This is a genomic window from Ciceribacter sichuanensis (assembly GCF_024055605.1).
In the GTDB taxonomy this organism is placed as follows: Bacteria; Pseudomonadota; Alphaproteobacteria; order Rhizobiales; family Rhizobiaceae; genus Allorhizobium; species Allorhizobium sichuanense.
The window spans coordinates 700,343-723,015 of the sequence record NZ_JAMXLX010000001.1 but is presented as its reverse complement, the minus strand read 5'-3'; the positions used below and the strand labels follow the sequence as shown (position 1 = coordinate 723,015).

Below are 22,673 nucleotides of genomic sequence, written 5' to 3'. Positions count from 1 at the left end.
CCGCTTTCCGCGGGCCTCAGCGGGACCAGCGCTCCTGAGAGCCTTCCCGCAATGATGATAATCGATCAGGACTGAGCCTTCTCGATGAACTTGACCGCGTCGCCGACGGTCAGGATCGAGTCAGCGGCATCGTCCGGGATCTCGACGCCGAATTCTTCTTCGAAGGCCATGACCAGTTCAACGGTATCGAGCGAGTCCGCGCCCAGATCGTCGATGAAGCTCGCGCCTTCAACAACCTTTTCAGCGTCTACGCCGAGATGATCAACAACAATTTTCTTAACGCGTTCTGCGATATCGCTCATGTCGGTTTCCTCGACCTTCTTTATCTCAAGGGCGGCCGTAATGGCGTCCCTACCCTGCATTTCGTCGACGGCGTCTTTCTAGCCCGCCGACAAATTTGTTCAGCCCGGTTTTCTTCGACCCCGCCATGCAATCAAAAGCGCAGCAGTTTCCCTTAAAAACCGGGCGACTGTTCACAGTCATGGCCCGCTTAACACGGTTTAAGTTCCGCGCAAAGCCTGAAAATCGCCGTCGCCAATTGGTCAACATACAATTGCATGTCGCCGCTTCGCGAGGCGATGCAACATCAGATCATCGCCATGCCGCCGTTGACGTGCAAAGTCTGCCCGGTCATGTAGGCAGCTTCCGACGACGCCAGATAGAGAACGGCAGACGCGACTTCAGCGCCCGTTCCCATGCGCTTCATCGGGATTGCCCCCATGATCGCTTCCTTCTGCTTGTCGTTCAGCTTGCCCGTCATAGCGCTCTCGATGAAGCCCGGAGCAACACAGTTGACCGTCACGTTGCGGGTGGCGATTTCCTGGGCCAGCGATTTTGTGAAGCCGATCATGCCGGCCTTGGAAGCGCAGTAATTGGCCTGCCCCGGATTGCCAGTAACGCCGACGATCGAGGTGATGTTGATGATGCGGCCATAGCGGCGGCGCATCATGGGATGGGTCAGTTCGCGCGTCAGGCGGAAAACCGCCGTAAGGTTGACCTCAAGCACGCTGTCCCAGTCGGCATCGCTCATGCGGACGAAAAGTCCGTCCTTGGTGATACCGGCATTGTTGACGAGGATGTCGACGCCTTCGAGCTCGGCCTCGGCCTTTTCGCCAAGAGCCTTGACTTCTTCACGATCCGAAAGGTTAGCCGGGAAGATCTTGACGCGTTCGCCAAGTTCGGAGGCCAGCGCCTCCAGCTTCTCGACGCGGGTGCCGTGCAGGCCGACGGTCGCTCCGCGCGCATGCAGCAGACGGGCGATCTCTTCGCCGATGCCGCCGGTTGCACCGGTGACGAGTGCCTTGCGGCCGGTCAGGTCAAACATGATGCGAGTTCCTTGTTCTGATGGTTCCGGATGTCAGCCGATAAGAGCCGCAAGCGCGGCATCGATATCGGCCGGCGTATTGACGGCTACGCCCGTGACATTCTTGTCGATGCGGCGGGCAAGTCCCGTCAGGACCTTGCCCGAACCCAGTTCATAAAGCGTCGTGACACCGTTCCGGCCGAACCACTCGACCGTCTCGCGCCAGCGGACCTGGCCGGTGACCTGCTCGACGAGCAGGGCGGCGATCTCATTGGCATCGGTTACGGGAGCGGCGCGCACGTTGGCGATCAGCGGCACGACGGGATTCTTCTTTTCAACGCCGGCAAGCGCCTCGCGCATGGCGTCTGCGGCGGGCGCCATGAGAGCCGAATGGAAGGGTGCTGAAACCGGCAGCATGATGGCGCGCTTGGCGCCCTTTTCGCTGGCAAGTGCCGCCGCCTTTTCAACGGCAGCCTTGGCGCCGGAAATGACGAGTTGGCCGCCGCCATTGTCGTTGGCGATCTGGCAGGAGCCGAGAGCGGATGCGTCCTTGCAGACGGCTTCGACATCGCCGTGCTCAAGGCCGATGATCGCGGCCATGGCGCCTTCGCCGACCGGAACCGCAGCCTGCATGGCATTGCCGCGAATACGGAGAAGCCGGGCAGTGTCGGCCAGCGAGAAGGTGCCGGCAGCGCAGAGAGCGGAATATTCGCCGAGCGAGTGACCGGCAACGTAGGAGACCTTTGACTTGAGGTCGAGGCCCCGCGCTTCCAGAACACGAATGACCGCCATGGACACAGCCATCAGCGCCGGCTGCGCGTTGGCCGTCAGCGTCAGCTTGTCCTCCGGTCCGTCGAACATGGTCGCGGACAGTTTCTCGCCGAGCGCCTCATCGACCTCATCGAATACGGCCTTCGCCTCCGTATACGTATCGGCAAGATCCTTGCCCATGCCGACGGCCTGGCTGCCCTGGCCCGGAAACGTAAATGCCAAAGTCATTGGATTATCCTTCTTCGGATCGGGTGTTTACCCTTCGTTTTTCTTTTCCAATTGACGTTCTTGCCGCATGAGTCAAGTGCGTGGGCCCCGAACGCCGCATACGTCACAGACTTCGTTAGCACCCGCTTTGGGCTTGCACTGCAGCAAAACGGCCCTAGATTTGCCCAGGGCAATCCTCACCCCTCCTCCCGCCTCCTATCGTCCGAGATCATTTTCATGAAGTACAATCAACTAGGCCGCACCGGCATTTTCGTTTCCGAAATCTGCCTGGGCACGATGACCTGGGGTTCGCAGAACACCGAGGCAGAAGCCTTCGCGCAGATGGACTACGCATTCGACCAGGGCATCAATTTCTTCGACACGGCAGAGCTTTATCCGACCACGCCACCGTCTGCCGCCACTTATACATTGACCGAAAGCTATATCGGCAACTGGATCGAAAAGAGCGGCAAGCGCAAGGATTTGATCCTCGCCACCAAGATCGCCGGATCGGGCCGCCCGTGGATCCGTGAGGGGCGACCGATCAACGGCGTCACCATTCATGAAGCCGTCGACGCCAGCCTCAAGCGCCTCAAGACCGATTACATCGACCTTTACCAGATCCACTGGCCCAATCGCGGGCACTTCCATTTCCGTCAGGCATGGACCTTCGACGCCTTCAAACAGGATCGCGAGAACACTGTTGCCGACATGGTCGAAAAGCTCGAAGCGCTGAATGACTGCGTCAAGGCCGGCAAGATCCGCGCCATCGGGCTTTCCAACGAGAGCACCTGGGGCACGCAGAAATACCTGACGCTTGCCGAGGAGCGCGACCTGCCCCGCGTCGCCACCATTCAAAACGAGTACAATCTCCTCTACCGTCACTTCGATCTCGATCTGGCCGAACTCTCCTGCCATGAAGGTGTCGGCTTGCTCGCCTATTCGCCGCTCGCCGCAGGGCTTCTCACCGGCAAATATCTCGGGGGCCAGAAGCCGGCCGGATCCCGCGGCGCGATCAATGGCGACCTCGGCGGGCGGCTGCAGCCGTTGCAGGAACCGGCTGTGCGCGCTTATGTCGACATCGCCCGGAAACACGGCATCGATCCGGCCCTGATGGCGCTCGCCTTCTGCCTCACACGCCCGTTCATGACCTCGGTCATCTTCGGCGCGACGAGCATGGAACAGTTGAAGACCGATGTCGGCGCAGCAGACCTCACGCTCTCCGACGAGATCCTCAAGGAAATTGCCAAGGTGCATCGCCAGTATCCTGCGCCGATCTGAAACTGTCGCTGCGACCTGAACAGAGCAAAGAAACGCCACACGGAAGCGGTCCAAACGGGCCGCTTCCGTTGCAATGATATTCGAGTATTTACCTTTCGCTTACCGCCTCCCGCGGATCGACTGGCCGGGCCTGATACTTGCGATTAGGTTTAGCTTAAAGCATCGTTCGACATGATGGCGAACACGACATGCCTTACTTCGCGGTCAGCGAAGACGGCCATGCAATCGACAGGGTCCGGACGTGAGCGCCATCAACGCCTTCTATCGTAATTCGAATGTCAGCCAGTATGTCACGCAGTTGTTCACCGCGAACACGCCACTGACGCCTGGCAAGAACTCGTCTTCACGCGATTGGCAGAACGACAGCGACGCCGGCTATGTCCGTAACGAAGTGGCCGAACGCGCCATGGCGCGGATTATCGAGATCGTCTCGCTCGGCAAGGATACCGGCGGGGCTGAAACCAGCACCACGGTCAGCGAAAGCTTCGGCCATATCACCGGCGCAACCGGGACCTCGGATGCGGACACGCTAACGATGGACACCCGCAGCGTCTACGGAATCGACATGGGCGCAGGCGACGATACGATCACCGCGAGATCGGACCGGGTTGCGAACATTTCCGGCGGCGCCGGAAACGACACCTTCAACATTTCCACTGATGTCGCCAACGGCATCCATGGCGACGACGGCGACGACACGATCAACATCTCCAGCAAGCTGGTGCTCGACGTCGATGGCGGCAGTGGCGACGACATTATAAAGGTGGCCGCCGACACCATTCGCGGCGTGAACGGCGGGGCCGGCAACGACACCATGACGCTCGAGGGCAACCGCATCTACGCTTCTGGCGGCACCGGCGACGATACGGTGACGTTCACCCAGACCGGCCGTAATGCGGTTGCCGAATACGGCTTTGCCAAGGGCGACGGCTCCGATACCGTCACCAGCAACGGTGCATTGTCGATCCGGTTTTCCGGCCTGACGGACAAGGACGTCGCAATCTCCGTCAGCGGCAATACGCTGACCGCGAAAGTTGCCGGCTCGGACGACCAGATCAGCCTGACGCTGACCGATGGCGACGCCTCGAACTTCAGCTGGACACTCGACAGTGGCAACTACGTATTGAACGTCGGCTGAACCAAACCCGACATCGTCGCCATCAAAATGCGCTGATGGCCTTGCCTTCCCGGCAAAAATGCGTATAAGCGCGCTGTTCACAACACCCGGTCTCATGGCTGGTGGCTGAACGGAGGGCAGGCTTTCGCAAGATCGCCGCAGGAACCAGAAGGGTTCCGGCCTCCCGTGTCTCCGCTCTCGACCGTCTCGATCAAACGCTTTTCTTGCCTTGGGGATACCCAATCAGGAGCAGTCGTTGAGGCTTAGCGCCGGATCCCGGGTGATGACAACCGCAAGAAAGGCAAGCTTATCATGGCTCTTTACGAACATGTATTCCTTGCCCGGCAGGATATGTCCGCTCAGCAGGTTGACGCCCTCGTAGAACAGTACAAGGGTGTCATCGAAGCTAACGGCGGCAAGGTCGGGCGCATCGAAAACTGGGGCCTCAAGTCCCTGACGTACCGCATCAAGAAGAACCGCAAGGCTCACTACGCCCTCATGGACATCGATGCTCCGGCACCGGCTATCCACGAGATGGAGCGTCAGATGCGCATCAACGAAGACGTTCTTCGTTACATGACCATCGCTGTCGAAGCCCACGAAGAAGGCCCGTCTGCAATGATGCAGAAGCGCGACCGTGACGACCGTCCGCGCCGCGAAGGCGACGATCGTGGCCCGCGCCGCGAAGGTGGCTTCGGCGACCGTGGCCCGCGCCGTCCGCGCGAAGACCGTGCATAAGGAGATATGACAATGGCTGACGCTTCTTCCTCCCCGGCACGCCGCCCGTTCCACCGCCGTCGCAAGACGTGCCCCTTCTCCGGCGCAAACGCTCCGAAGATCGACTACAAGGACGTTCGTCTCCTGCAGCGCTACATCTCCGAGCGCGGCAAGATCGTTCCGTCCCGCATCACGGCTGTTTCCCAGAAGAAGCAGCGCGAACTCGCCCAGGCGATCAAGCGCGCCCGCTTCCTCGGCCTGCTGCCGTACGTCGTAGCCTAATTACGATTTTCTGCCCTCCGGTCCTGGACCGGAGGGCAGTTTCTCCCTTCCGCGTTGGGCGCGGATCGGAACTCATACCGGAAGAGCCGAACTTCAAGCGAAGTCTGAGCGTCTTCAGGTGAAATCCCATGTTGGGGCACGGAACTCAGGATCTGATTCCGGATTTTCCCCTAACTGCTTGATGTAGCAGGACAGCGAACGTGAAACAGGTGAATGGACAATTGCTGCTGACCGGCATCATTGCCGGCATGACCGCCGCCCTGCTGGTGCTGGGCGCGAACGCGCAGCCGTTCCTGTCTTCCGTTCTCTATGCCGCATCGGCCATGCCCATCCTGATCGTCGGCCTCGGCTGGGGAAATCGTACGGCAATCGTCGCCATCGCCGTCGCGTCCTTGATCGGCGCCATTGCGGTCTCACCGATATTCGCCCTCATCATGGCAGCTTTCATGCTGCTGCCGGCGGGCTGGCTTGCCCATCTTTCCAACCTCGCCCGCCCGGCATCGGAAATCGGCGGCCCGGCGCACCTCACGGCCTGGTACCCGCTATCCGACATCCTGCTGCACCTGTGTGCGCTTGTGACGCTCGCCGTCATCCTTGTCGGCATCATGATCGGCTACGGCCCGGAACTGACCGACCAGATCGTCGATCTGGTTGTGTCCACCATGAACGAGCAGAACCCGGCGATTGCGACAACCGCCGAAGAAGTGGCGCGTTTGAAAAGCGTCACGCTTTTGGGCATTCCGATCGTTCAGGGCGGCACGTGGGTGATGATGCTGTTTGCCGCCTATTACATCGCCACTCGGATCGTTTCCGCTTCCGGCCGAGCGTTGCGTCCGCGGGAAGACATTCCCTCGGCTCTCAGGATGAACCGCAACGCGCTGTTTGTCTTCCTCGCCGGCATCCTCGGCTGCTTTGCCGGCGGAACCCCTGCCCTGATCGGCGCGACGCTCTGTGGCACCTTCGGCGCGGGATTCCTGATCAGCGGATTCGCCTCGCTGCACCTGCGTACCCGTGGCAAGGACTGGCGCGTACCGGCGCTGATCCTCGTCTATCTCTCGATGATGATGCTTTTCCCGGCTTTCATCGTGTTCATTCTCGGTCTCGCCGACACGCGGCGGACCGTGGCTCTTACGCCGACTGTCCCCGGCACCGGCTCGGACAACCCAAATTCGTGAACTCAAACTGAAAGGAACAATGCAATGCAAGTCATTCTTCTCGAACGCATCGCCAAGCTCGGCCAGATGGGCGAGACCGTAAAGGTCCGCGACGGCTTTGCACGTAACTACCTGCTGCCGCTCGGCAAGGCACTTCGCGCCAACGCAGCCAACAAGGTCCGTTTCGAAGCCGAGCGCGCAACGCTCGAAGCCCGTAACCTCGAGCGCAAGTCGGAAGCCCAGAAGGTTGCCGAAGTTCTCGACGGCAAGACCTTCGTCATGGTTCGCGCTGCTGGCGAAACCGGCCAGCTCTACGGTTCGGTTGCTGCCCGTGACATCATCGAGGCACTGGCTGCCGAAGGCTTCAACATCGGCCGTAACCAGGTCGAGCTCAACCACCCGATCAAGACCATCGGCCTGCATAAGGTGACCATGCACCTGCATGCCGAAGTCGAAATCGCCGTTGAAATCAACGTTGCCCGTTCTGCCGAAGAAGCCGAGCGTCAGATCAAGGGCGAAAGCCTCACCTCCGCTGACGCCATCTACGGCGTTGACGAAGACGCTCTTCGTCCGGAAGACTTCTTCGATCCGGATGCAGATCGCGACGGCGACGAAGAATAAGCAATCCGCCCTTCGGGGCATTGCGAAACGCCCGGTCCTCACGGACCGGGCGTTTTCTTTTGAGCGGCTGGGAAGGAAAGGCTCAGAGGCTGCCGGTCATGGCGCCATCAGGAGAGACCGACTTGTCGACCCGGACCACCACCGACATGCCCGGCGACAGATGCGCCCTTTCTTCCTGGCCCGGATCGACCTTGATGCGGGTTGCGACGCGCTGGGCAATCTTCGTGAAGTTGCCCGTCGCATTGTCGGTCTTGATGACGCTGAACTCTGAACCGGTTGCCGGCGAGAAGCGCTCGATATGCCCATGCAGAACGGTACCGCCGAGTGCATCGACGGCAAAAACCACGGGCTGGCCGGGCTTCAGGCCATTGATCTGGGTTTCCTTGAAATTGGCGACGACCCAGACATCGTTCGGCACCAATGTCGTCAACTGGGTTCCGGCAGTCACATACTGCCCGAGGCGGACACCGACCTCACCGACCCTGCCGTCGCGAGGTGCAACGATGCGGGTGTTGGCGAGATCGATCTCGGCAAGCTTCACAGTCGCTTCGGCGTTCGCCACGGAGGCCTCAAGCGAGTCGCGCGTGCCGAGAATGGTCGCGACCTTCTGGCGTGCGACCTCGATTGCGGCCTCGGCCTTGGCGACACCGGCCTTGGCCTGCGCCAGCGCGTAGCGATCGCTATCCCTTGAGCTTTCGGCCACCACGCCCTTGCCGACAAGCCTCTGGCTGCGGTCCCAATTGGCCTCGGCGTTAGCAAGCGCCGCCTGCGTGCTCTTAAGCTCCGCCTCCGCCGAACCAACCGAGGCGCGGGCCGACATCTCGTCCTGATACGAGTTGGCGAGCGTCGCCTTCTGCATGGCAAGGCTTGCCTTCGCCTGTTCGAGTTTCTGCGTGTAGATCCGATCGTCGATCCTGACCAGCAGGTCACCCGTCTTCACCTCCTGGAAGTCCTGCACGGCAACCTCGGCGACATCGCCGCTGAGCTGTGGTGCAAGCACCGTCACGTAACCGCGGACATAGGCGTTGTCGGTGGTTTCGACCGAGGTCCTGAAGGGCGGAAGATGCCACGAGTAAAGCGAGAGGGCGACGCCGGACGCACCGACGAGGAGAGCAGCGACTGCAAAGGGGGAACGCAGGATATTTGTCATGACAGGCTCATTGGGCAACGGCTGGCCGGCGGACGGCGTCCGTGATGCGTTTCTTGGCGAGATTAAAGGAGAGATGGGCGATCAACGCGACGAGTGCCGCGACGGCAACCATCGAGATCAGGAAGAAGGTATCGTTGTATGCGAGCACGTAGGATTCACGGCTTATCGTCTGGTAGACCGCGGAAATCCCCTGGGAATTGGCGGCAAGCTTGTCGGTGACCACCTTGCCGTAGGCTGTCGCATAGGTCTGCACCCGCGCCGCGACCATGGGGTCGATGAGCACGAAGTTTTCGAGAAGCGCCTGCAGGTGAACGCGCTGGCGGATCTGCATGAAGGTGCCGAACACCGCGGAGCCGATGAGGCCGCCGATCGACTGCGTGAACAGGAAGATCACCAGGAAGGTCAGAACATATTGCGGCCCCTTGACCAGAGCCGTGCCGAAACCCTTGGCCATGGCCGTCGGCAGGAACATCGCCGCACCGGCAGCGACCATGGCCTGGCTCAGATACATCTGTTCCGGTCGTGTCAGGCTCGTCGCATGGGAATCCATGAAGGCGCCCAGGGCCATCAGCACGAGCGCGAAGATGTGCGAGCCGGCGATCCAGTTCTTCCGCAGGAAGAAACAGCAGCTCCAGGCGCCTGCAAGCCCCGACAGGATCATGATGACATAGAGGCGCGGCATCAGATCGTTGGTCAGGCCGAGATTGGTGAAGAAGTTGACTGCAACGCTGCTCTGTTCGGAAGCAATGACACGGAAGACCAGCAGCACAAGACCAAGATGGATGTTGTCGCGGGTCAACAGCCAGCGCACATCGACCAGCGGTTTTTCGCGCTGGAGCTCGATCAGCACATGTGCCGTCAGCGAAGCGCAGGCGACCGCCAGCAGCATGCCGATCCACGGCGCCTCGAACCACCAGTAGAGACGGCCGACGGCGAGCGTTACCGCAATACAGCCGAATCCAATTCCCAGCAGCGGATAGCTCAGGAAATCGAGCTTCTCGATGACCTTGCCATGGGGAAGCGGTGTCAGTGGCAGCAGGTAGATGATCGGAAAGGCCATAAGTGCCATGGCGAGTTCGAAGGTGTAGAGCCCCTGCCAGCCGCCGAAGTTGATGAGATGGGGAGAGACGAGCTGCGCCAGCGGTGCGGAGATTGAGGTGTTGGCCAGCGCAAGCGGCAGGCCATAGGCAAACTTCCTCTCCCTCGGAAACGGCTCCAGCATATAAAAGAATGCGAGCGAGGACAGAGGTGCAGCCGCCATGCCGCTGATGAAGCGTACGACGATGCCCGAGTTCAGGTCATTGACCGCGAGGTTCAGCAAAGAGGCCAACACGAAGACGGCGATGCTGATCTCGGCGAAGCGACGCAGGCCGAAGTGATTGCGGATGCGAACCAGCGCCAGCGACATGCTGGCGTAAGGCGCCATGTAGGCCGCCGTCAGCCATATGGCCTCGTTGACGGTGACATGAAGCGAACCCTGCAACTGGTAGAGGTTCACCGACGCGAAGTTCATGTTCAGGCCCTGCAGCAGGGCGAGCAGCGTCGAGGACAGAAAGTAAGCCAAGGCCCGCGTCTGCGACATGACGAAAAATGGCGTGGGTGCCGGCGCTTCGGCTGGAGGCTGCGCAGTGGCAGGCGCGCTCGTGCTGGCTGCATCTGCCGCCTGCGGCGCGTCGGTGGTGCTCGTGCGCGGAACCGAAGCAGACACCGGCTCGTCGGAAAGGCTTGCGACGCTACTCACTTTCGCCTCCTGCGCCGGCGCCCATGGCCAGCAGCCGGGCGAAGAGGTGGTGCACCACGGTTTGGGCCACCTTGAGTTCGTCGTCATTCAGGCCGACGGTCAGCTCGGAACGGAACTCGTCGGCAAAGAGGTTCATTTCGTCGGCCAACCGCTCACCGTCCGACGTCATGTAGATCTGCTTGACCCGGCGATCCCCTTCCATCGCGCGACGCTCGACAAGGCCGCTTTCCGCCATGGAATCGAGAAGGCGCACAAGGGTCGGCGTTTCGATATCGAGTTCGGCGGCAAGCTCGCTCTGGGTCATGCCCTGACGGACAGAAAGCGCAAACAGCACCCTCGCCCGCGGAAGGGTCAGCCCCTTTTGCCGGACGGCAATATCGAACTGTACCCTCAGCTTGCGACTGAAGGCTGCCATTTCATGGATCAGCAGGCGCTGGATCCCGGAGCGGTTTAATTGATCGGTCATATTATAATTAGCACCCTAACTATTGTCATACTACATAACTTTAAACTTGACATTTCTCAAGAGTGGAGCCGTGAAATTTCTGCATGGCAGATCTCTTTGCGCGCTATATTTGCCACCATGTCGTGCTGATTCGCGTCCCGGGCGACGCAAGCGGAATCCATCGTTCGCGAGCCGATTTCCTGTCGCCTGTGGATAAGAGGGACAACCGCCCCGACAGCGCCCGTTCGGCGCTTTGCGCCCGCGTGTTGCCGTGATGTCGTTGACTCTTGGGCGAGCACTCGACAAACCGGTTTTTTTGTTGATCGACGTTTCGAAGAGAAAAGACGGTAGCCCGCAATGAACGACACTGCGCGCAAGATTGCTCCCATCAAGCCGGCCGAGCCGCTCTATCGGGAAGCTCCCAACAACATCGAGGCCGAGCAGGCGCTGCTCGGCGCCATCCTCGTCAACAACGACGCCTATTATCGCGTTTCGGACTTTCTGAAAGCCGAGCATCTTTACGAGCCCTTGCACCGCAAGATCTTCGAGGTCGCCTCGGAGATCATTCGCATGGGCAAGACGGCCAACCCCGTCACCATCAAGACCTTCCTGCCATCGGATGAAAAGGTCGGCGACCTGACCGTGGCGCAGTATCTCGCCCGCCTCGCGTCCGAAGCCGTCACCATCATCAACGCCGAGGATTACGGCCGCGCGATCTACGACCTTGCGCTTCGCCGCTCGCTGATCACCATCGGCGAGGACGTCGTCAACATCGCCTATGACGCGCCGCTGGACATGCCGCCGCAGGCACAGATCGAGGATACGGAACGGCGGCTCTTCGCGCTCGCCGAGAACGGCCGCTACGACGGCGGCTTCCAGTCGTTCAACGACGCCGTGGCTCTCGCCGTCGACATGGCGGGTGCCGCCTTCGAACGCGACGGAAACCTCTCGGGCATCTCCACCGGCATCATGTCGCTCGACGGCAAGATGGGTGGTCTGCAGCGCTCCGACTTGATCATCCTCGCCGGACGTCCGGGCATGGGTAAGACCTCGCTCGCAACCAACATCGCCTGGAACATCGCAGCCGCCTATGAGCCCGAAGTCATGCCCGACGGCAACTTCAAGGCCAAGAACGGCGGCGTCGTCGGCTTCTACTCGCTCGAAATGTCCTCCGAACAGCTCGCCACCCGTATCATGTCGGAGCAGACGGAAGTCTCCTCCTCCAAGATCCGCCGAGGCGATATCACCGAGCACGAATTCGAAAAGCTGGTCGGCTTCTCGCAGACCATGCAGAAGGTGCCGCTCTTCATCGACCAGACCGGCGGTATCTCGATTGCGCAGCTTGCAGCGCGCGCGCGCCGCCTGAAGCGCCAACGCGGTCTCGATTGCCTGGTGGTCGACTACGTTCAGCTGATGACCGGCACCGGCAAGTCCGGAGAGAACCGCGTTCAGGAAATCACCGCCATCACCACGGGCCTGAAGGCGCTGGGCAAGGAACTGAACGTTCCGATCATCGCGCTCTCACAGCTCTCCCGTCAGGTGGAAAGCCGCGACGACAAGCGCCCGCAACTCTCCGACCTTCGTGAATCCGGCTCGATCGAACAGGACGCCGACGTGGTGCTCTTCGTGTTCCGCGAAGAGTACTATGTGAAGAACATGGAGCCACGCGATCCCGCCGACCCGAAATATGCCGAGTGGGAAGCCAACATGGAAAAGGTCAAAGGCACGGCGGACGTCATCATCGCCAAGCAGCGCCACGGACCGACAGGCACCGTGAAGCTCGCCTTCCAGGCCGAGTTCACCCGCTTTGCCGACCTCGCGGAGCCGAGCTTCACCCAGTACGAAGAGCCCTGAGGCGGGGCTGAGCGGCAACCTCTTCTGCCGCCGCCTTTCCCGGGCAGATCGACAGTCCATAGAGAGGCGCCCACAGGCGCCTCTTTCTGTTTTGAGACCGGAACAGCATCACGCCGCCACAGCTCTTTCCAATTCGAAGCCCTCGTCGAGCCAGCCTGTTACTCCGCCTACCATGATCTTTACGGGGCGACCGAGTTCGGCCAGCCGCAATGCGCCACGGGCGGCGCCGTTGCAGTGGGGGCCAGCGCAATAGGTCACGAAGATCGTATCGTCAGGCCATTGCGACATGCGATGGGCGGTGATCTTGCCATGCGGCAGGCTGATCGCACCGGGAACATGCCCCTTCGCATAAAGTGCCGGGCCGCGAACGTCGAGCAGCACGAAATCCGCTCCTTTCGCCATGCTGTCATGGACGTCCCAGCAATCGGTCTCAAAGGAAAATTCGGCGGCAAAGTGTTCGCGGGCGATGTCGCTTGGCGCGGGCTTTACGGCGGTTACGGCGGTGGTCATCGGTGTGGTCTCCTTTCGATGCGGCAAACATCGAACGAAAGCCATCCGTTGCAAACTGGCAAGATTGACAATAAGCGTAAAGATCATGACAAGCCCTACGAACACAAATACTCCCCTTAGCGGCCCTCTCGTCGTTGCCCTCGTCTATGACGGGTTGTGCACTTTCGAATTCGGTATCGTGACGGAGATCTTCGGCCTCAGTCGCCCGGAGATGGGACCGGGCTGGTACCGTTTTTCCAGTTGCGCCGTCGATGAAGGCCCGATGCGCGCCCATGGCGGGTTGGTGGTAACGGCGGATGCGGGACCGGAACTGCTGGAAGAAGCCGATGTCATTGTCGTGCCGGGCTGGCGGAGTATCGGCAGCGCCGTTTCGGACGGGCTGTGCGAACGGCTTCGCGCCGCCCATGCGCGCGGCGCGCGTCTCGTTTCACTCTGCTCCGGCGCCTTCGTTCTCGCCGCAACGGGCTTGCTGGACAACGGCGTGGCAACAACCCACTGGCGCTATGCGGATACGCTGCGAAACCGATATCCCTCACTGACTGTCGATGAAGCTTCGCTCTACCGGTCCCATGGCGGCATCTTCACCGCGGCGGGGAGCGCTGCCGGCATCGATCTGCTGATCGAGATCGTCAGGCGCGATTTCGGGGCCGCCGCGGCCAATTCAGTTGCGCGCCGGCTCGTCATGCCGGCTCATCGGACGGGTGGGCAGGCGCAGTTTCTCGAACGACCGGTCGCCCGGCGCGAAGGCAGCGAAATCGCCCCCCTGCTCGACACGATCAGGGCGTCGCTCGTCCGCGAATGGACGATCGGGGACATGGCGAAAGAGTGCCGCATGAGCAGCCGGACATTTCTTCGCCGCTTCACCGAGGCGACCGGCGCGACACCCGGCGACTGGATCATCGCCGAACGGGTCGCCGCCGCAAGGCAGCTTCTCTGCCAGGGGGCGGCGCGCATGGAGGAGATCGCCAGCGCCGTCGGCTTCGGCTCGGCCCATACGCTCCGCCACCACTTCAGGCGAAAGCTCGGCCTCAGCCCGACCGAATACCGCACCCGCTTCATCGAGGAAAACAGTCAGCCGGAAGCCGCCTGACCGCTCGCGAAGCACTTTCGGCGCGTCAGGCGACGCGGAACTGGCCGGGAGTGACGCCGATGCGGGATTTGAAATGCCGGCTGAAGTGGGCCTGATCGGCAAAGCCGCAATCGAAGGCGACCTCGGCGATGGGACGGCCGAGCCTGAGCAGCATGCGCGCCTGACGGACACGGACATCCGTCAGGAAAGCATGGGGTGTGATGTGAAATTCCTTGCGGAAAGCCCGGATCAGATGCGCCCTCGATAGCCCGGCAACCTCGGCCACCTCTTCCAGCCCGATATCGGAAGCGAAATTCTCGGTGAGATAATCGCGGGCGCGCGATATCGCGGTCCGCTCGCGCGTGTCGATCGGGGTAATGCTGTGGCTGCCGTAACGGGCGAAGATCGTGGCCAGCATTCGGAACATCCCCTCCTCTGCCTCCAGCGCGCCGGATTTTTCCTCAAGCTGCCGGTGGGCGTCGTTGAAGGCCTGCGCCAGTTCTCCGTCAAACGGCAATTCCCGAGAGAAAGCCGGAGTGGTGTGGCAGGCCCTGCCCGTCACGTCTTCCAACACCTCGCGAAACAGCGCCTCGCCCGGATAGATCATCCTGTAGCGATAGCCGCTGTCTCCCGGCACGCCGTCGTGCACGACTTCCGGGTTGATGAGATAAAGATGGCCGGGACCCGTTTCCTCTCGGCTGCCGCGGATCCGCGCGATCTGGCTTCCGGCCTCGATGGCGCCGATCGAAAAGGTCTCGTGGGAATGCGGCGCGTATTCGTGGGTCTGGAACGTGGCGGTCAGGCATTCCATGTCGCCAAATCGCTCGTCGCGCCAGAAGCGCGTCGCCTCGATCTTCGTCAGCGGCATGTCGTTGACGGCTTGTGCCTGAGAGATATTGTGCATCGCCAAATATTAGCGCCTTCGGCCGTTCCAGTCTTGAAGAAAAGTGATAGGGTCCCGCCACTCCCTCAACAGACATGCATTTTTCAAAAATGACCGACCCCTTTGACCTTTCCGAAGCCTCCGACGAATTTCTCGCCGCCCCCACGCGTCTGACCATCGACCTCACTGCCGTTGCCAACAACTGGCGCGACATGGCGAAGCGATCCGGCAAAGCGCGCGCCGCCGCCGTGGTCAAGGCGGACGCCTACGGACTCGGCATCGAGGATGTCGGCCGCACTCTCTATCACGCCGGCGCCCGCGATTTCTTCGTGGCCGTACCGGCGGAGGGTGCCACGCTCCGGGCCTATGCGCCGGAAGCGCGGATCTTCGTGCTGTCCGGCATCTGGCCGGGCGCCGAACACTTCTTCTTCGATTACGATCTCGTGCCGGTTCTCGCCTCGGAAGAACAGCTCGCTTTCTGGATGTCCGCCGTGGCGGAACATGGCGACCACCCCTGCGCGCTGCATGTCGACACGGGCTTCAACCGTCTCGGCCTGTCCATCGAGGAAGCGTTGGCGCTCGCCGACGACGTATCCCGGCCGGCGAGTTTCTCGCCGGTGCTTGTGCTGAGCCACCTCGCCTGCGCGGACGATCCCTCCTCTCCGATGAACCGCCAACAGCTTGAATCATTCCGGCAGGTTAGCGCAGCTTTCGAAGGCATCGATTCAAGCCTTTCAGCTTCTGCTGGAATCTTCCTCGGCCCGGAATATCACTTCGACCTCACCCGCCCCGGCATCGCCATATATGGCGGCGAAGCTGTCAGCGGCGTGGCCAATCCGATGCGCCCGACGATCAAGGCGGAAGCCCGCATCCTGCAGATCCGCGAGGCGAAGGCGGGCGAGAGCGTGAGCTATGGCGCGAGCCTGAAACTTGCCCGCGACAGCCGCCTTGCCATCGCTTCCGCCGGCTATGCGGACGGCTATCAGCGCTCTGCTTCCGGCAGCGGCGTCGGCCTGCGCCAGACCGGTCTTGCCGGCGCCTACGGCTTTATCGCCGGCCACAATGTGCCGGTCGCGGGACGCGTGACCATGGATCTCACGATCTTCGACGTGACCGACGTTCCCGCCAACGCGATTGCCGCCGGCGATTATATCGAGCTCTTCGGCCCCAGCATGCCGCTCGACGACGTGGCGCGCGCCGCCGGAACGATCGGTTACGAACTTTTGACCTCTGTCGGGCTGCGTTACGAGCGTCATTATAACGAAACGGAGTGATCACTACCGGGTGACTTGTATCTTTCCGTCGTTTGTCCTAACTGGAAAACGAATATTCACTCTTTGTTCTCCCTGAACGAAACGCGGGAAGCCTCCTGATGGCGAAGGCCAAGACTCAATTCATCTGCCAGAATTGCGGAACCGTTCATAGCCGCTGGGCCGGCAAGTGCGACGGCTGCGGCGAGTGGAACACCATCGTCGAGGAAGATCCGATGGGCGGCATCGGCTCGGGGCCCGGCAAGGCGCCGAAGAAGGGCCGCCCGGTGACGCTCACTTCTCTTTCCGGCGAGATCGAGGAAGCGCCCCGCATTCCCACCGGCATGAGCGAACTCGACCGCGCCACCGGCGGCGGTTTCGTGCGCGGTTCGGCCGTGCTGATCGGCGGCGATCCCGGCATCGGCAAGTCGACGCTTCTCATGCAGGCGGCCGCCGCGCTCTCGCGCAAGGGCCATCGCGTCATCTATGTTTCGGGTGAAGAAGCGGTCGCGCAGGTCAGGCTTCGTGCGCAACGTCTCGACGCAGCGCAGACGGATGTGCTGCTTGCTGCGGAGACCAATGTAGAGGACATTCTCGCAACGATATCAGAGGGTAAGCGCCCGGATCTCGTCATCATCGATTCCATCCAGACCCTGTGGAGCGACACGGCCGAATCGGCTCCCGGCACTGTCACGCAGGTCCGCACCGGCGTGCAGGCGATGATCCGCTTCGCCAAGCAGACGGGCGCAACCATGGTGCTGGTCGGCCACGTCACCAAGGACGGACAGATCGCCGGCCCGCGCGTCGTCGAGCACATGGTCGACGCAGTTCTCTATTTCGAGGGCGACCGCGGCCACCACTACCGCATCCTGCGCACGGTGAAGAACCGCTTCGGACCGACCGATGAAATCGGCGTGTTCGAGATGTCCGACAAGGGGCTGCGTGAAGTCGCCAACCCTTCCGAACTCTTCCTCGGCGAGCGCAACGAGAAAGCCCCGGGTGCGGCAGTTTTCGCCGGCATGGAGGGCACCCGCCCCGTTCTGGTCGAGGTGCAGGCACTGGTCGCTCCGACGACGCTCGGCACGCCGCGCCGCGCGGTGGTCGGCTGGGACAGTTCGCGGCTCGCCATGATCCTCGCCGTGCTGGAAGCCCATTGCGGCGTGAGGCTCGGTCAGCACGACGTGTACTTGAATGTTGCCGGCGGATACCGCATCTCAGAGCCTGCTGCGGATATGGCGATCGCCTCGGCGCTGGTTTCCTCGCTGGCCGGTCTTGCCCTTCCGGCCGATTGCGTCTATTTCGGCGAAGTCAGCCTGTCGGGTGCCGTCAGGCCGGTTGCGCATACGGCTCAGCGGCTGAAGGAAGCGGAGAAGCTCGGCTTCTCGTCTGCGGTTCTGCCCACGGCCTCGTCCGAACTGCCGAAAGGCGGGGCGGGAAAGTGGAAAGAGGTGGAAAGCCTGCCGGATCTTGTGGCGCGGATCGCCGGTTCCCGGCTGAAGGCCCGCCAGGAGCAGCAGGACGGCGACTGACGGAATGGGGCAATATGCCTTGCGTGCCGAAGACGGTGATGACGGTGACTTGATGCAGGCCCTGCCTGCAACTCTTGGAGTTGGTATTAATGCCCATTACGATTTTCGACGGTATTGTCATCGGCGTCGTTCTGTTTTCCGCCGTACTCGCCATGGTACGCGGCTTTTCACGCGAAGTGCTCTCGATCGCGAGCTGGGCAGGCGCGGTAGCCGCCGCCTACTATCTCTATCCGATCCTGGTGCCCTACGTTAAAAACTACACGAGCGACGATCGCATCGCGATCGCCGGTTCCGCAGGCGCAATCTTCCTCATCGCGCTGATCGTTATTTCGTTCATCACGACCCGGATTGCCGACTTCATCATCGATAGCCGTATCGGCGCACTCGACCGAACGCTCGGCTTTCTCTTCGGCGCCGCACGCGGTATTCTGTTGCTTGTCGTCGCGGTCGCCTTCTGGAACTGGCTGGTCGATGTGAAGCACCGGCCCGACTGGGTCAACAATGCCAAGACGAAGCCGTTCCTGGATGGTCTCGTCGGAAAACTTGAGGCAGTATTGCCGGAGGATATCGAGCCGCAGATCCGCGCGCGCATCCTCGGCAAGGAAGAGTCGGCAGGCGAACCGTCGGCAGAGCAGGCTCCGGGCGAACAGGCACCCGCCGAAGACGCACCGGCACCCGCCACCAGCAACTGACACGGCGCGGCCATCGGCCGCGCAAGAATTCGCATGACGGAGGCAGCCGGATCGGGACAGACCGGTGCCGCCGTGGTAACGCATTCCAGATTGCAGCTGTCCCGTGCGAGCAAAGGCGAGCTTCGATGATCCAGTCCACCCATTCCGATTTCGCATTCGGTCTCGATGACGACACCCTGCATGAAGAGTGCGGGGTGTTCGGCATTTTGGGCCATCCCGACGCCGCGACCCTCACGGCGCTCGGCCTGCATGCCCTGCAGCATCGCGGGCAGGAAGCAGCCGGTATCGTTTCCTTCGACGGCAAGCGGTTCCATCAGGAACGCCATATGGGCCTCGTCGGTGACCACTACACCAATCCGGCAACGCTCGCTCGCCTGCCCGGCAGCATGTCGATCGGCCATACGCGCTACTCCACCACCGGCGAAGTCGCCATGCGCAACGTGCAGCCGCTGTTCGCCGAGCTGGAAGAAGGCGGCATCGCCATCGCCCATAACGGCAACTTCACAAACGGCCTGACGCTGCGCCGCCAGATCATCGCCACCGGCGCCATCTGTCAGTCGACCTCCGACACGGAAGTCGTGCTTCACCTGATCGCCCGCTCACGCCACTCCTCCACATCGGACCGCTTCATCGACGCCATCCGGCAGATGGAGGGCGGCTATTCCATGCTGGCGATGACGCGCACCAAGCTCATCGCCGCCCGCGATCCGATCGGCATCCGTCCGCTCGTCATGGGCGAACTCGACGGCAAGCCGATCTTCTGCTCGGAAACCTGTGCGCTCGACATCATCGGCGCCAAGTTCATCCGTGACGTCGAGAACGGCGAAGTCATCATCTGCGAGATACAGCCGGACGGCTCGATCACCGTCGATGCCCGCAAGCCAAGCAAAACCCAGCCGGAGCGGCTCTGCCTGTTCGAATATGTCTACTTCGCCCGGCCGGACTCGATCGTTGGCGGTCGTAACGTCTATACGACGCGCAAGAACATGGGCAGCAACCTCGCCAAGGAAGCCCCGGTTGAGGGTGATGTCGTCGTGCCGGTTCCCGATGGCGGCACGCCGGCGGCACTCGGCTACGCCCAGCAGAGCGGCATTCCTTTCGAATACGGCATCATCCGCAACCACTATGTGGGCCGCACCTTCATCGAGCCGACCCAGCAGATCCGCGCCTTCGGTGTAAAGCTGAAGCATTCGGCCAACCGTGCGATGATCGAAGGCAAGCGCGTAGTGCTGGTGGACGACAGCATCGTGCGCGGCACGACCTCGCTCAAAATCGTGCAGATGATCCGCGAAGCCGGCGCGAAGGAAGTGCATCTGCGCGTCGCCTCGCCGATGATCTTCTATCCAGACTTCTACGGCATCGACACGCCGGATGCGGACAAGCTGCTCGCCAACCAGTATGCGGACGTCGCAGCCATGGCGAAGTATATCGGCGTCGATTCGCTCGCCTTCCTGTCGATCAACGGCCTCTACCGCGCCGTCGGCGGCGAGGATCGCAATGCGGCCCGGCCGCAGTTCACCGATCACTATTTCACCGGCGACTATCCGACCCGTCTTCTCGACAAGAACGGCGAAGCGATGGGCAACAAGCTCTCGATGCTCGCCAGCAACGGCTGAACGCCAGAGACAAGAGACAGGCATATCATGACAGTTGACCTGAAGGGCCGCATCGCGCTCGTCACCGGCGCTTCGCGGGGCATCGGCTACTTTACCGCGCTCGAACTGGCGAAGGCCGGTGCTCATGTCATCGCCTGCGCGCGCACTGTCGGCGGGCTTGAAGAACTCGACGACGCAATCAAGAAGGCCGGCGGCTCGGCTACGCTCGTGCCATTCGATCTCGCTGACATGAACGCAATCGATGCGCTCGGTGGTTCGATCCATGAACGTTGGGGCAAGCTCGACATTCTCGTCGCCAATGCCGGCGTGCTCGGCGTCATCTCGCCAGTCGATCACATCGAGGCCAAGGTGTTCGAAAAGGTGATGAACATCAACGTTACTGCGACATGGCGGCTAATCCGGTCGGTCGCTCCGCTGATCAGCAAGTCCGATGCCGGCCGCGCGCTGATCCTGTCTTCCGGCGCGGCCCACAAGTGCCGCCCGTTCTGGGGCGCCTATTCGGTATCGAAGGCTGCCGTCGAAGCGCTTGCCCGCACCTGGGCAGCCGAGACGCAGCGGTTGCCGCTACGCATCCTCTCGATCGACCCCGGCGCAACCCGCACTGCAATGCGCGCCCAGGCGGTGCCGGGCGAGGATCCGGAAACCCTGCCGCACCCCTCCGAGGTCGCCGCAAAGCTTCTGCCGCTTTGCGGACCGGATCAGACGGAAACGGGCAAGCTTTTCGTCGTCCGCGAGAACAGGATCGTCGACTACCGCCTGCCGGAGTGAGCCCATCGAGGGCGATCCGACGGCCGTCCCAACCGCCTTGCAGAGTTTCCCATGCAACCCAGAGACATCGCAGCCTATAGTTTCCTCGCGATTGCCTGGGGTATGTCATTCCTGTTGCTGCTGAAAGTCGTTCATGCCTTCGGCTGGATCGGCGCGGTCACGTTCCGCTGCTTCCTTGCAGGCCTCATCCTACTGGCCGCGGCCAAGCTTACCCGGCGCAAACTGGATTTCAGCGTCGGCTGGCTGCCGCTTTTGATCGTTGGCGCGACCACGGTTGCGGGGCAGCTCATTGGCCTTTCCTATTCCACGCCGTTGATCGGCACCGCCATGGCCGCGATCTTCGTTGCCGCCATTCCCCTGTTTTCGATGATTATCGGGCAGCTATGGGGCATAGAGCGCATCACGCCGCCGCGCGTCGTGGGCCTGCTGCTCGGCACGGTCGGCATCGTTATGCTCGTGGGTTTCCCCGCGGTTCCGATCGATGCCTCCTTCCTGCTCGGCTGCCTAGGAATGCTGTTTTCCACCTTCTCGGCCGCGTTCGGCAGCAATTATGCCAGCCGTTACCTGCGCAACACCGGCGCATGGGAGGTCACCGTAGGCTCCTTCCTATGGGGCGGGCTGCTGACCTTGCCACTGGTCTATTTCGTCCCGGTTCCCACCTCGCCCGCCGCAATCGATTACCTCTATCTCGTCGTACTCGCCGGGGTCATGAGTTCGCTCACCTATGTCGCCTATTTTGGCCTCGTCAGCCGCATCGGCGCCACCCGCACGATCAGCGTCGAATTTGCGGTAACTGTCGTTGCCGTCGTGATCGGGGCACTGGTGCTTGGCGAACAGCTGACGGCGATGCAGCTTGTCGGCGCAGCGGTCATCATCGCCGGCTGTTCGCTGGTGCTTGGCCTGCTGCCGCTGAAACCCAAGGCGCAGGTGGCGAACTGATCTCAGTTGTTCTCGGCGACAGGCGCAAAGAGATGGGAAAATCCCGCTTCCGAGGGGCATAGGACGTTCAAGTCCACCGGCCCCTCTATGCCGTCGAGGATGCCGTTATCGGCGAACTGCCAGATGGACCATTCTTTGCAACCTTCCTGCTCCGGCTCCCGGGAAATGCTTCGGAGCCAGAGATAATGCTCCGGAAAAAGCGGCTCGTTGCCCTTCAGATAGCGGTCGCGGAAGTCCTGCGTCACATAGAAGATCGGCTTTTGCGGGAACGTACCCCTGATCCCATCCATGAAGGCGTTCAGTTCACCCGCCAGCTCGTCGACCGTCGGCACCTTGTCGCAATTTCCATGAAACTCGATGTCGACCGCGATCGGCAGCGTCCCCTCCTCCCTTGGAACCGTGGCGATGACGTTCCGGGCCTGATCTCGCCCCGGTCGGCAGAAGGTGAAGAAGTGGTAAGCGCCGCGCACAAGACCGGCATCCTTCGCCTGCCTCCAGTTTTCCGCAAACCTGCGATCCCTGAAATCGCCGCCCTCGGTCGCCTTGATGATGGCAAAGCGGACATTGGGAAGGGCCGCGACCTTCCGCCAGTCGATCTCGCCCTGATGATGGCTGACGTCGATGCCCTGGACCGGGAAATCTTCAAGCGATGGAGAACGGAAGGGAGCCATTTCCGTTTTATAGAGAATAAAAGCCGCGCATGCAGCGGCCAATGTCACCGAACCGACGATGGTCGCCTTGACCGCACCGCGCATAGCCGCGCTCCTCCTGGCT

General features: G+C 61.7%; 23 protein-coding genes. 14 read left to right on the top strand and 9 right to left on the bottom strand.

Features of this window, described 5'->3' with window-relative positions:
• Positions 1-65: 65 nt before the first annotated feature.
• The 3 genes from NBH21_RS03505 to fabD form a co-directional block, all read right to left on the bottom strand.
• The gene (locus NBH21_RS03505) at positions 66-302 is read right to left on the bottom strand and encodes an acyl carrier protein (RefSeq protein WP_099059947.1); all 237 of its coding nucleotides are present in this window, start codon (positions 300-302) and stop codon (positions 66-68) included.
• A gap of 284 nt (positions 303-586) precedes the next feature.
• Complete coding sequence (gene fabG, locus NBH21_RS03500; protein WP_250912548.1) at positions 587-1,324, bottom strand: 3-oxoacyl-[acyl-carrier-protein] reductase; 738 nt, start codon at positions 1,322-1,324, stop codon at positions 587-589.
• Between the two features lie 33 nt (positions 1,325-1,357).
• Positions 1,358-2,302: an ACP S-malonyltransferase gene (gene fabD / locus NBH21_RS03495; protein ID WP_250912547.1), complete on the bottom strand. Its 945-nt coding sequence runs from the start codon at positions 2,300-2,302 to the stop codon at positions 1,358-1,360.
• Positions 2,303-2,518: 216 nt separating this feature from the next.
• Between fabD and NBH21_RS03490 the strand changes: the two genes are divergently transcribed.
• The 6 genes from NBH21_RS03490 (at position 2,519) to rplI (ending at position 7,453) form a co-directional block, all read left to right on the top strand.
• Positions 2,519-3,562 carry an aldo/keto reductase gene (locus NBH21_RS03490; protein ID WP_250912546.1) on the top strand — a complete coding sequence of 348 codons (1,044 nt, stop codon included), beginning with the start codon at positions 2,519-2,521 and terminating at the stop codon, positions 3,560-3,562.
• A 241-nt stretch (positions 3,563-3,803) separates the two neighbouring features.
• Positions 3,804-4,700: an RTX toxin gene (locus tag NBH21_RS03485; RefSeq protein WP_250912545.1), complete on the top strand. Its 897-nt coding sequence runs from the start codon at positions 3,804-3,806 to the stop codon at positions 4,698-4,700.
• A 291-nt stretch (positions 4,701-4,991) separates the two neighbouring features.
• Complete coding sequence (gene rpsF, locus NBH21_RS03480) at positions 4,992-5,417, top strand: 30S ribosomal protein S6 (protein ID WP_099057307.1); 426 nt, start codon at positions 4,992-4,994, stop codon at positions 5,415-5,417.
• A 12-nt stretch (positions 5,418-5,429) separates the two neighbouring features.
• Entirely contained in the window at positions 5,430-5,678 is a 249-nt protein-coding gene (gene rpsR / locus NBH21_RS03475; protein ID WP_099057306.1) for a 30S ribosomal protein S18, read from the top strand.
• Between the two features lie 200 nt (positions 5,679-5,878).
• On the top strand, positions 5,879-6,853 hold the full coding sequence (locus tag NBH21_RS03470) for a DUF2232 domain-containing protein (RefSeq protein WP_250912544.1): 975 nt from the start codon (positions 5,879-5,881) through the stop codon (positions 6,851-6,853).
• A 24-nt stretch (positions 6,854-6,877) separates the two neighbouring features.
• Entirely contained in the window at positions 6,878-7,453 is a 576-nt protein-coding gene (rplI, locus tag NBH21_RS03465) for a 50S ribosomal protein L9 (RefSeq protein ID WP_250912543.1), read from the top strand.
• Positions 7,454-7,535: 82 nt separating this feature from the next.
• Here rplI and NBH21_RS03460 read toward each other — a convergent pair whose 3' ends face one another.
• The 3 genes from NBH21_RS03460 to NBH21_RS03450 form a co-directional block, all read right to left on the bottom strand.
• Positions 7,536-8,603, bottom strand: coding sequence for an HlyD family secretion protein (locus NBH21_RS03460; protein ID WP_250912542.1), 1,068 nt, complete (start codon positions 8,601-8,603; stop codon positions 7,536-7,538).
• Positions 8,604-8,610: 7 nt separating this feature from the next.
• A complete protein-coding gene (locus tag NBH21_RS03455) occupies positions 8,611-10,185 on the bottom strand; it encodes an MFS transporter (RefSeq protein ID WP_280924865.1) in 1,575 nt (524 codons plus the stop codon).
• A gap of 151 nt (positions 10,186-10,336) precedes the next feature.
• A complete protein-coding gene (locus tag NBH21_RS03450) occupies positions 10,337-10,810 on the bottom strand; it encodes a MarR family winged helix-turn-helix transcriptional regulator (RefSeq protein ID WP_250912540.1) in 474 nt (157 codons plus the stop codon).
• 336 nt (positions 10,811-11,146) lie between these two features.
• On the opposite strand from NBH21_RS03450, the gene NBH21_RS03445 reads away from it, so the two are divergent.
• Entirely contained in the window at positions 11,147-12,643 is a 1,497-nt protein-coding gene (locus NBH21_RS03445) for a replicative DNA helicase (protein ID WP_163904522.1), read from the top strand.
• 108 nt (positions 12,644-12,751) lie between these two features.
• Here the strand turns inward: NBH21_RS03445 and NBH21_RS03440 are convergent, their stop codons facing one another.
• Positions 12,752-13,153, bottom strand: coding sequence for a rhodanese-like domain-containing protein (locus NBH21_RS03440; RefSeq protein WP_250912539.1), 402 nt, complete (start codon positions 13,151-13,153; stop codon positions 12,752-12,754).
• Between the two features lie 85 nt (positions 13,154-13,238).
• Here NBH21_RS03440 and ftrA point away from each other — a divergent pair, with 85 nt between their 5' ends.
• Positions 13,239-14,243 (top strand): transcriptional regulator FtrA, encoded by a 1,005-nt coding sequence (ftrA, locus tag NBH21_RS03435; RefSeq protein WP_250912538.1) that lies wholly within the window; start codon positions 13,239-13,241, stop codon positions 14,241-14,243.
• A 25-nt stretch (positions 14,244-14,268) separates the two neighbouring features.
• On the opposite strand, the gene NBH21_RS03430 is transcribed toward ftrA, so the two are convergent.
• Entirely contained in the window at positions 14,269-15,126 is an 858-nt protein-coding gene (locus NBH21_RS03430; RefSeq protein ID WP_250912537.1) for an AraC family transcriptional regulator, read from the bottom strand.
• 89 nt (positions 15,127-15,215) lie between these two features.
• Here NBH21_RS03430 and alr point away from each other — a divergent pair, with 89 nt between their 5' ends.
• From alr to NBH21_RS03400, 6 genes are all read left to right on the top strand, one after another.
• Complete coding sequence (alr, locus tag NBH21_RS03425; RefSeq protein WP_250912536.1) at positions 15,216-16,379, top strand: alanine racemase; 1,164 nt, start codon at positions 15,216-15,218, stop codon at positions 16,377-16,379.
• A gap of 98 nt (positions 16,380-16,477) precedes the next feature.
• Positions 16,478-17,884 (top strand): DNA repair protein RadA, encoded by a 1,407-nt coding sequence (radA, locus tag NBH21_RS03420; protein WP_250912535.1) that lies wholly within the window; start codon positions 16,478-16,480, stop codon positions 17,882-17,884.
• Positions 17,885-17,973: 89 nt separating this feature from the next.
• Positions 17,974-18,576, top strand: a complete 603-nt coding sequence (locus tag NBH21_RS03415; protein ID WP_250912534.1) for a CvpA family protein — start codon at positions 17,974-17,976, stop codon at positions 18,574-18,576.
• 125 nt (positions 18,577-18,701) lie between these two features.
• Positions 18,702-20,192, top strand: coding sequence for an amidophosphoribosyltransferase (gene purF / locus NBH21_RS03410; RefSeq protein ID WP_250912533.1), 1,491 nt, complete (start codon positions 18,702-18,704; stop codon positions 20,190-20,192).
• A gap of 27 nt (positions 20,193-20,219) precedes the next feature.
• Positions 20,220-20,960: an SDR family NAD(P)-dependent oxidoreductase gene (locus NBH21_RS03405; protein WP_250912532.1), complete on the top strand. Its 741-nt coding sequence runs from the start codon at positions 20,220-20,222 to the stop codon at positions 20,958-20,960.
• Positions 20,961-21,011: 51 nt separating this feature from the next.
• The gene (locus tag NBH21_RS03400; protein WP_250912531.1) at positions 21,012-21,899 is read left to right on the top strand and encodes a DMT family transporter; all 888 of its coding nucleotides are present in this window, start codon (positions 21,012-21,014) and stop codon (positions 21,897-21,899) included.
• Positions 21,900-21,901: 2 nt separating this feature from the next.
• Here NBH21_RS03400 and NBH21_RS03395 read toward each other — a convergent pair whose 3' ends face one another.
• Positions 21,902-22,654 (bottom strand): glycoside hydrolase family 25 protein, encoded by a 753-nt coding sequence (locus NBH21_RS03395; RefSeq protein WP_250912530.1) that lies wholly within the window; start codon positions 22,652-22,654, stop codon positions 21,902-21,904.
• Positions 22,655-22,673 lie beyond the last annotated feature (19 nt).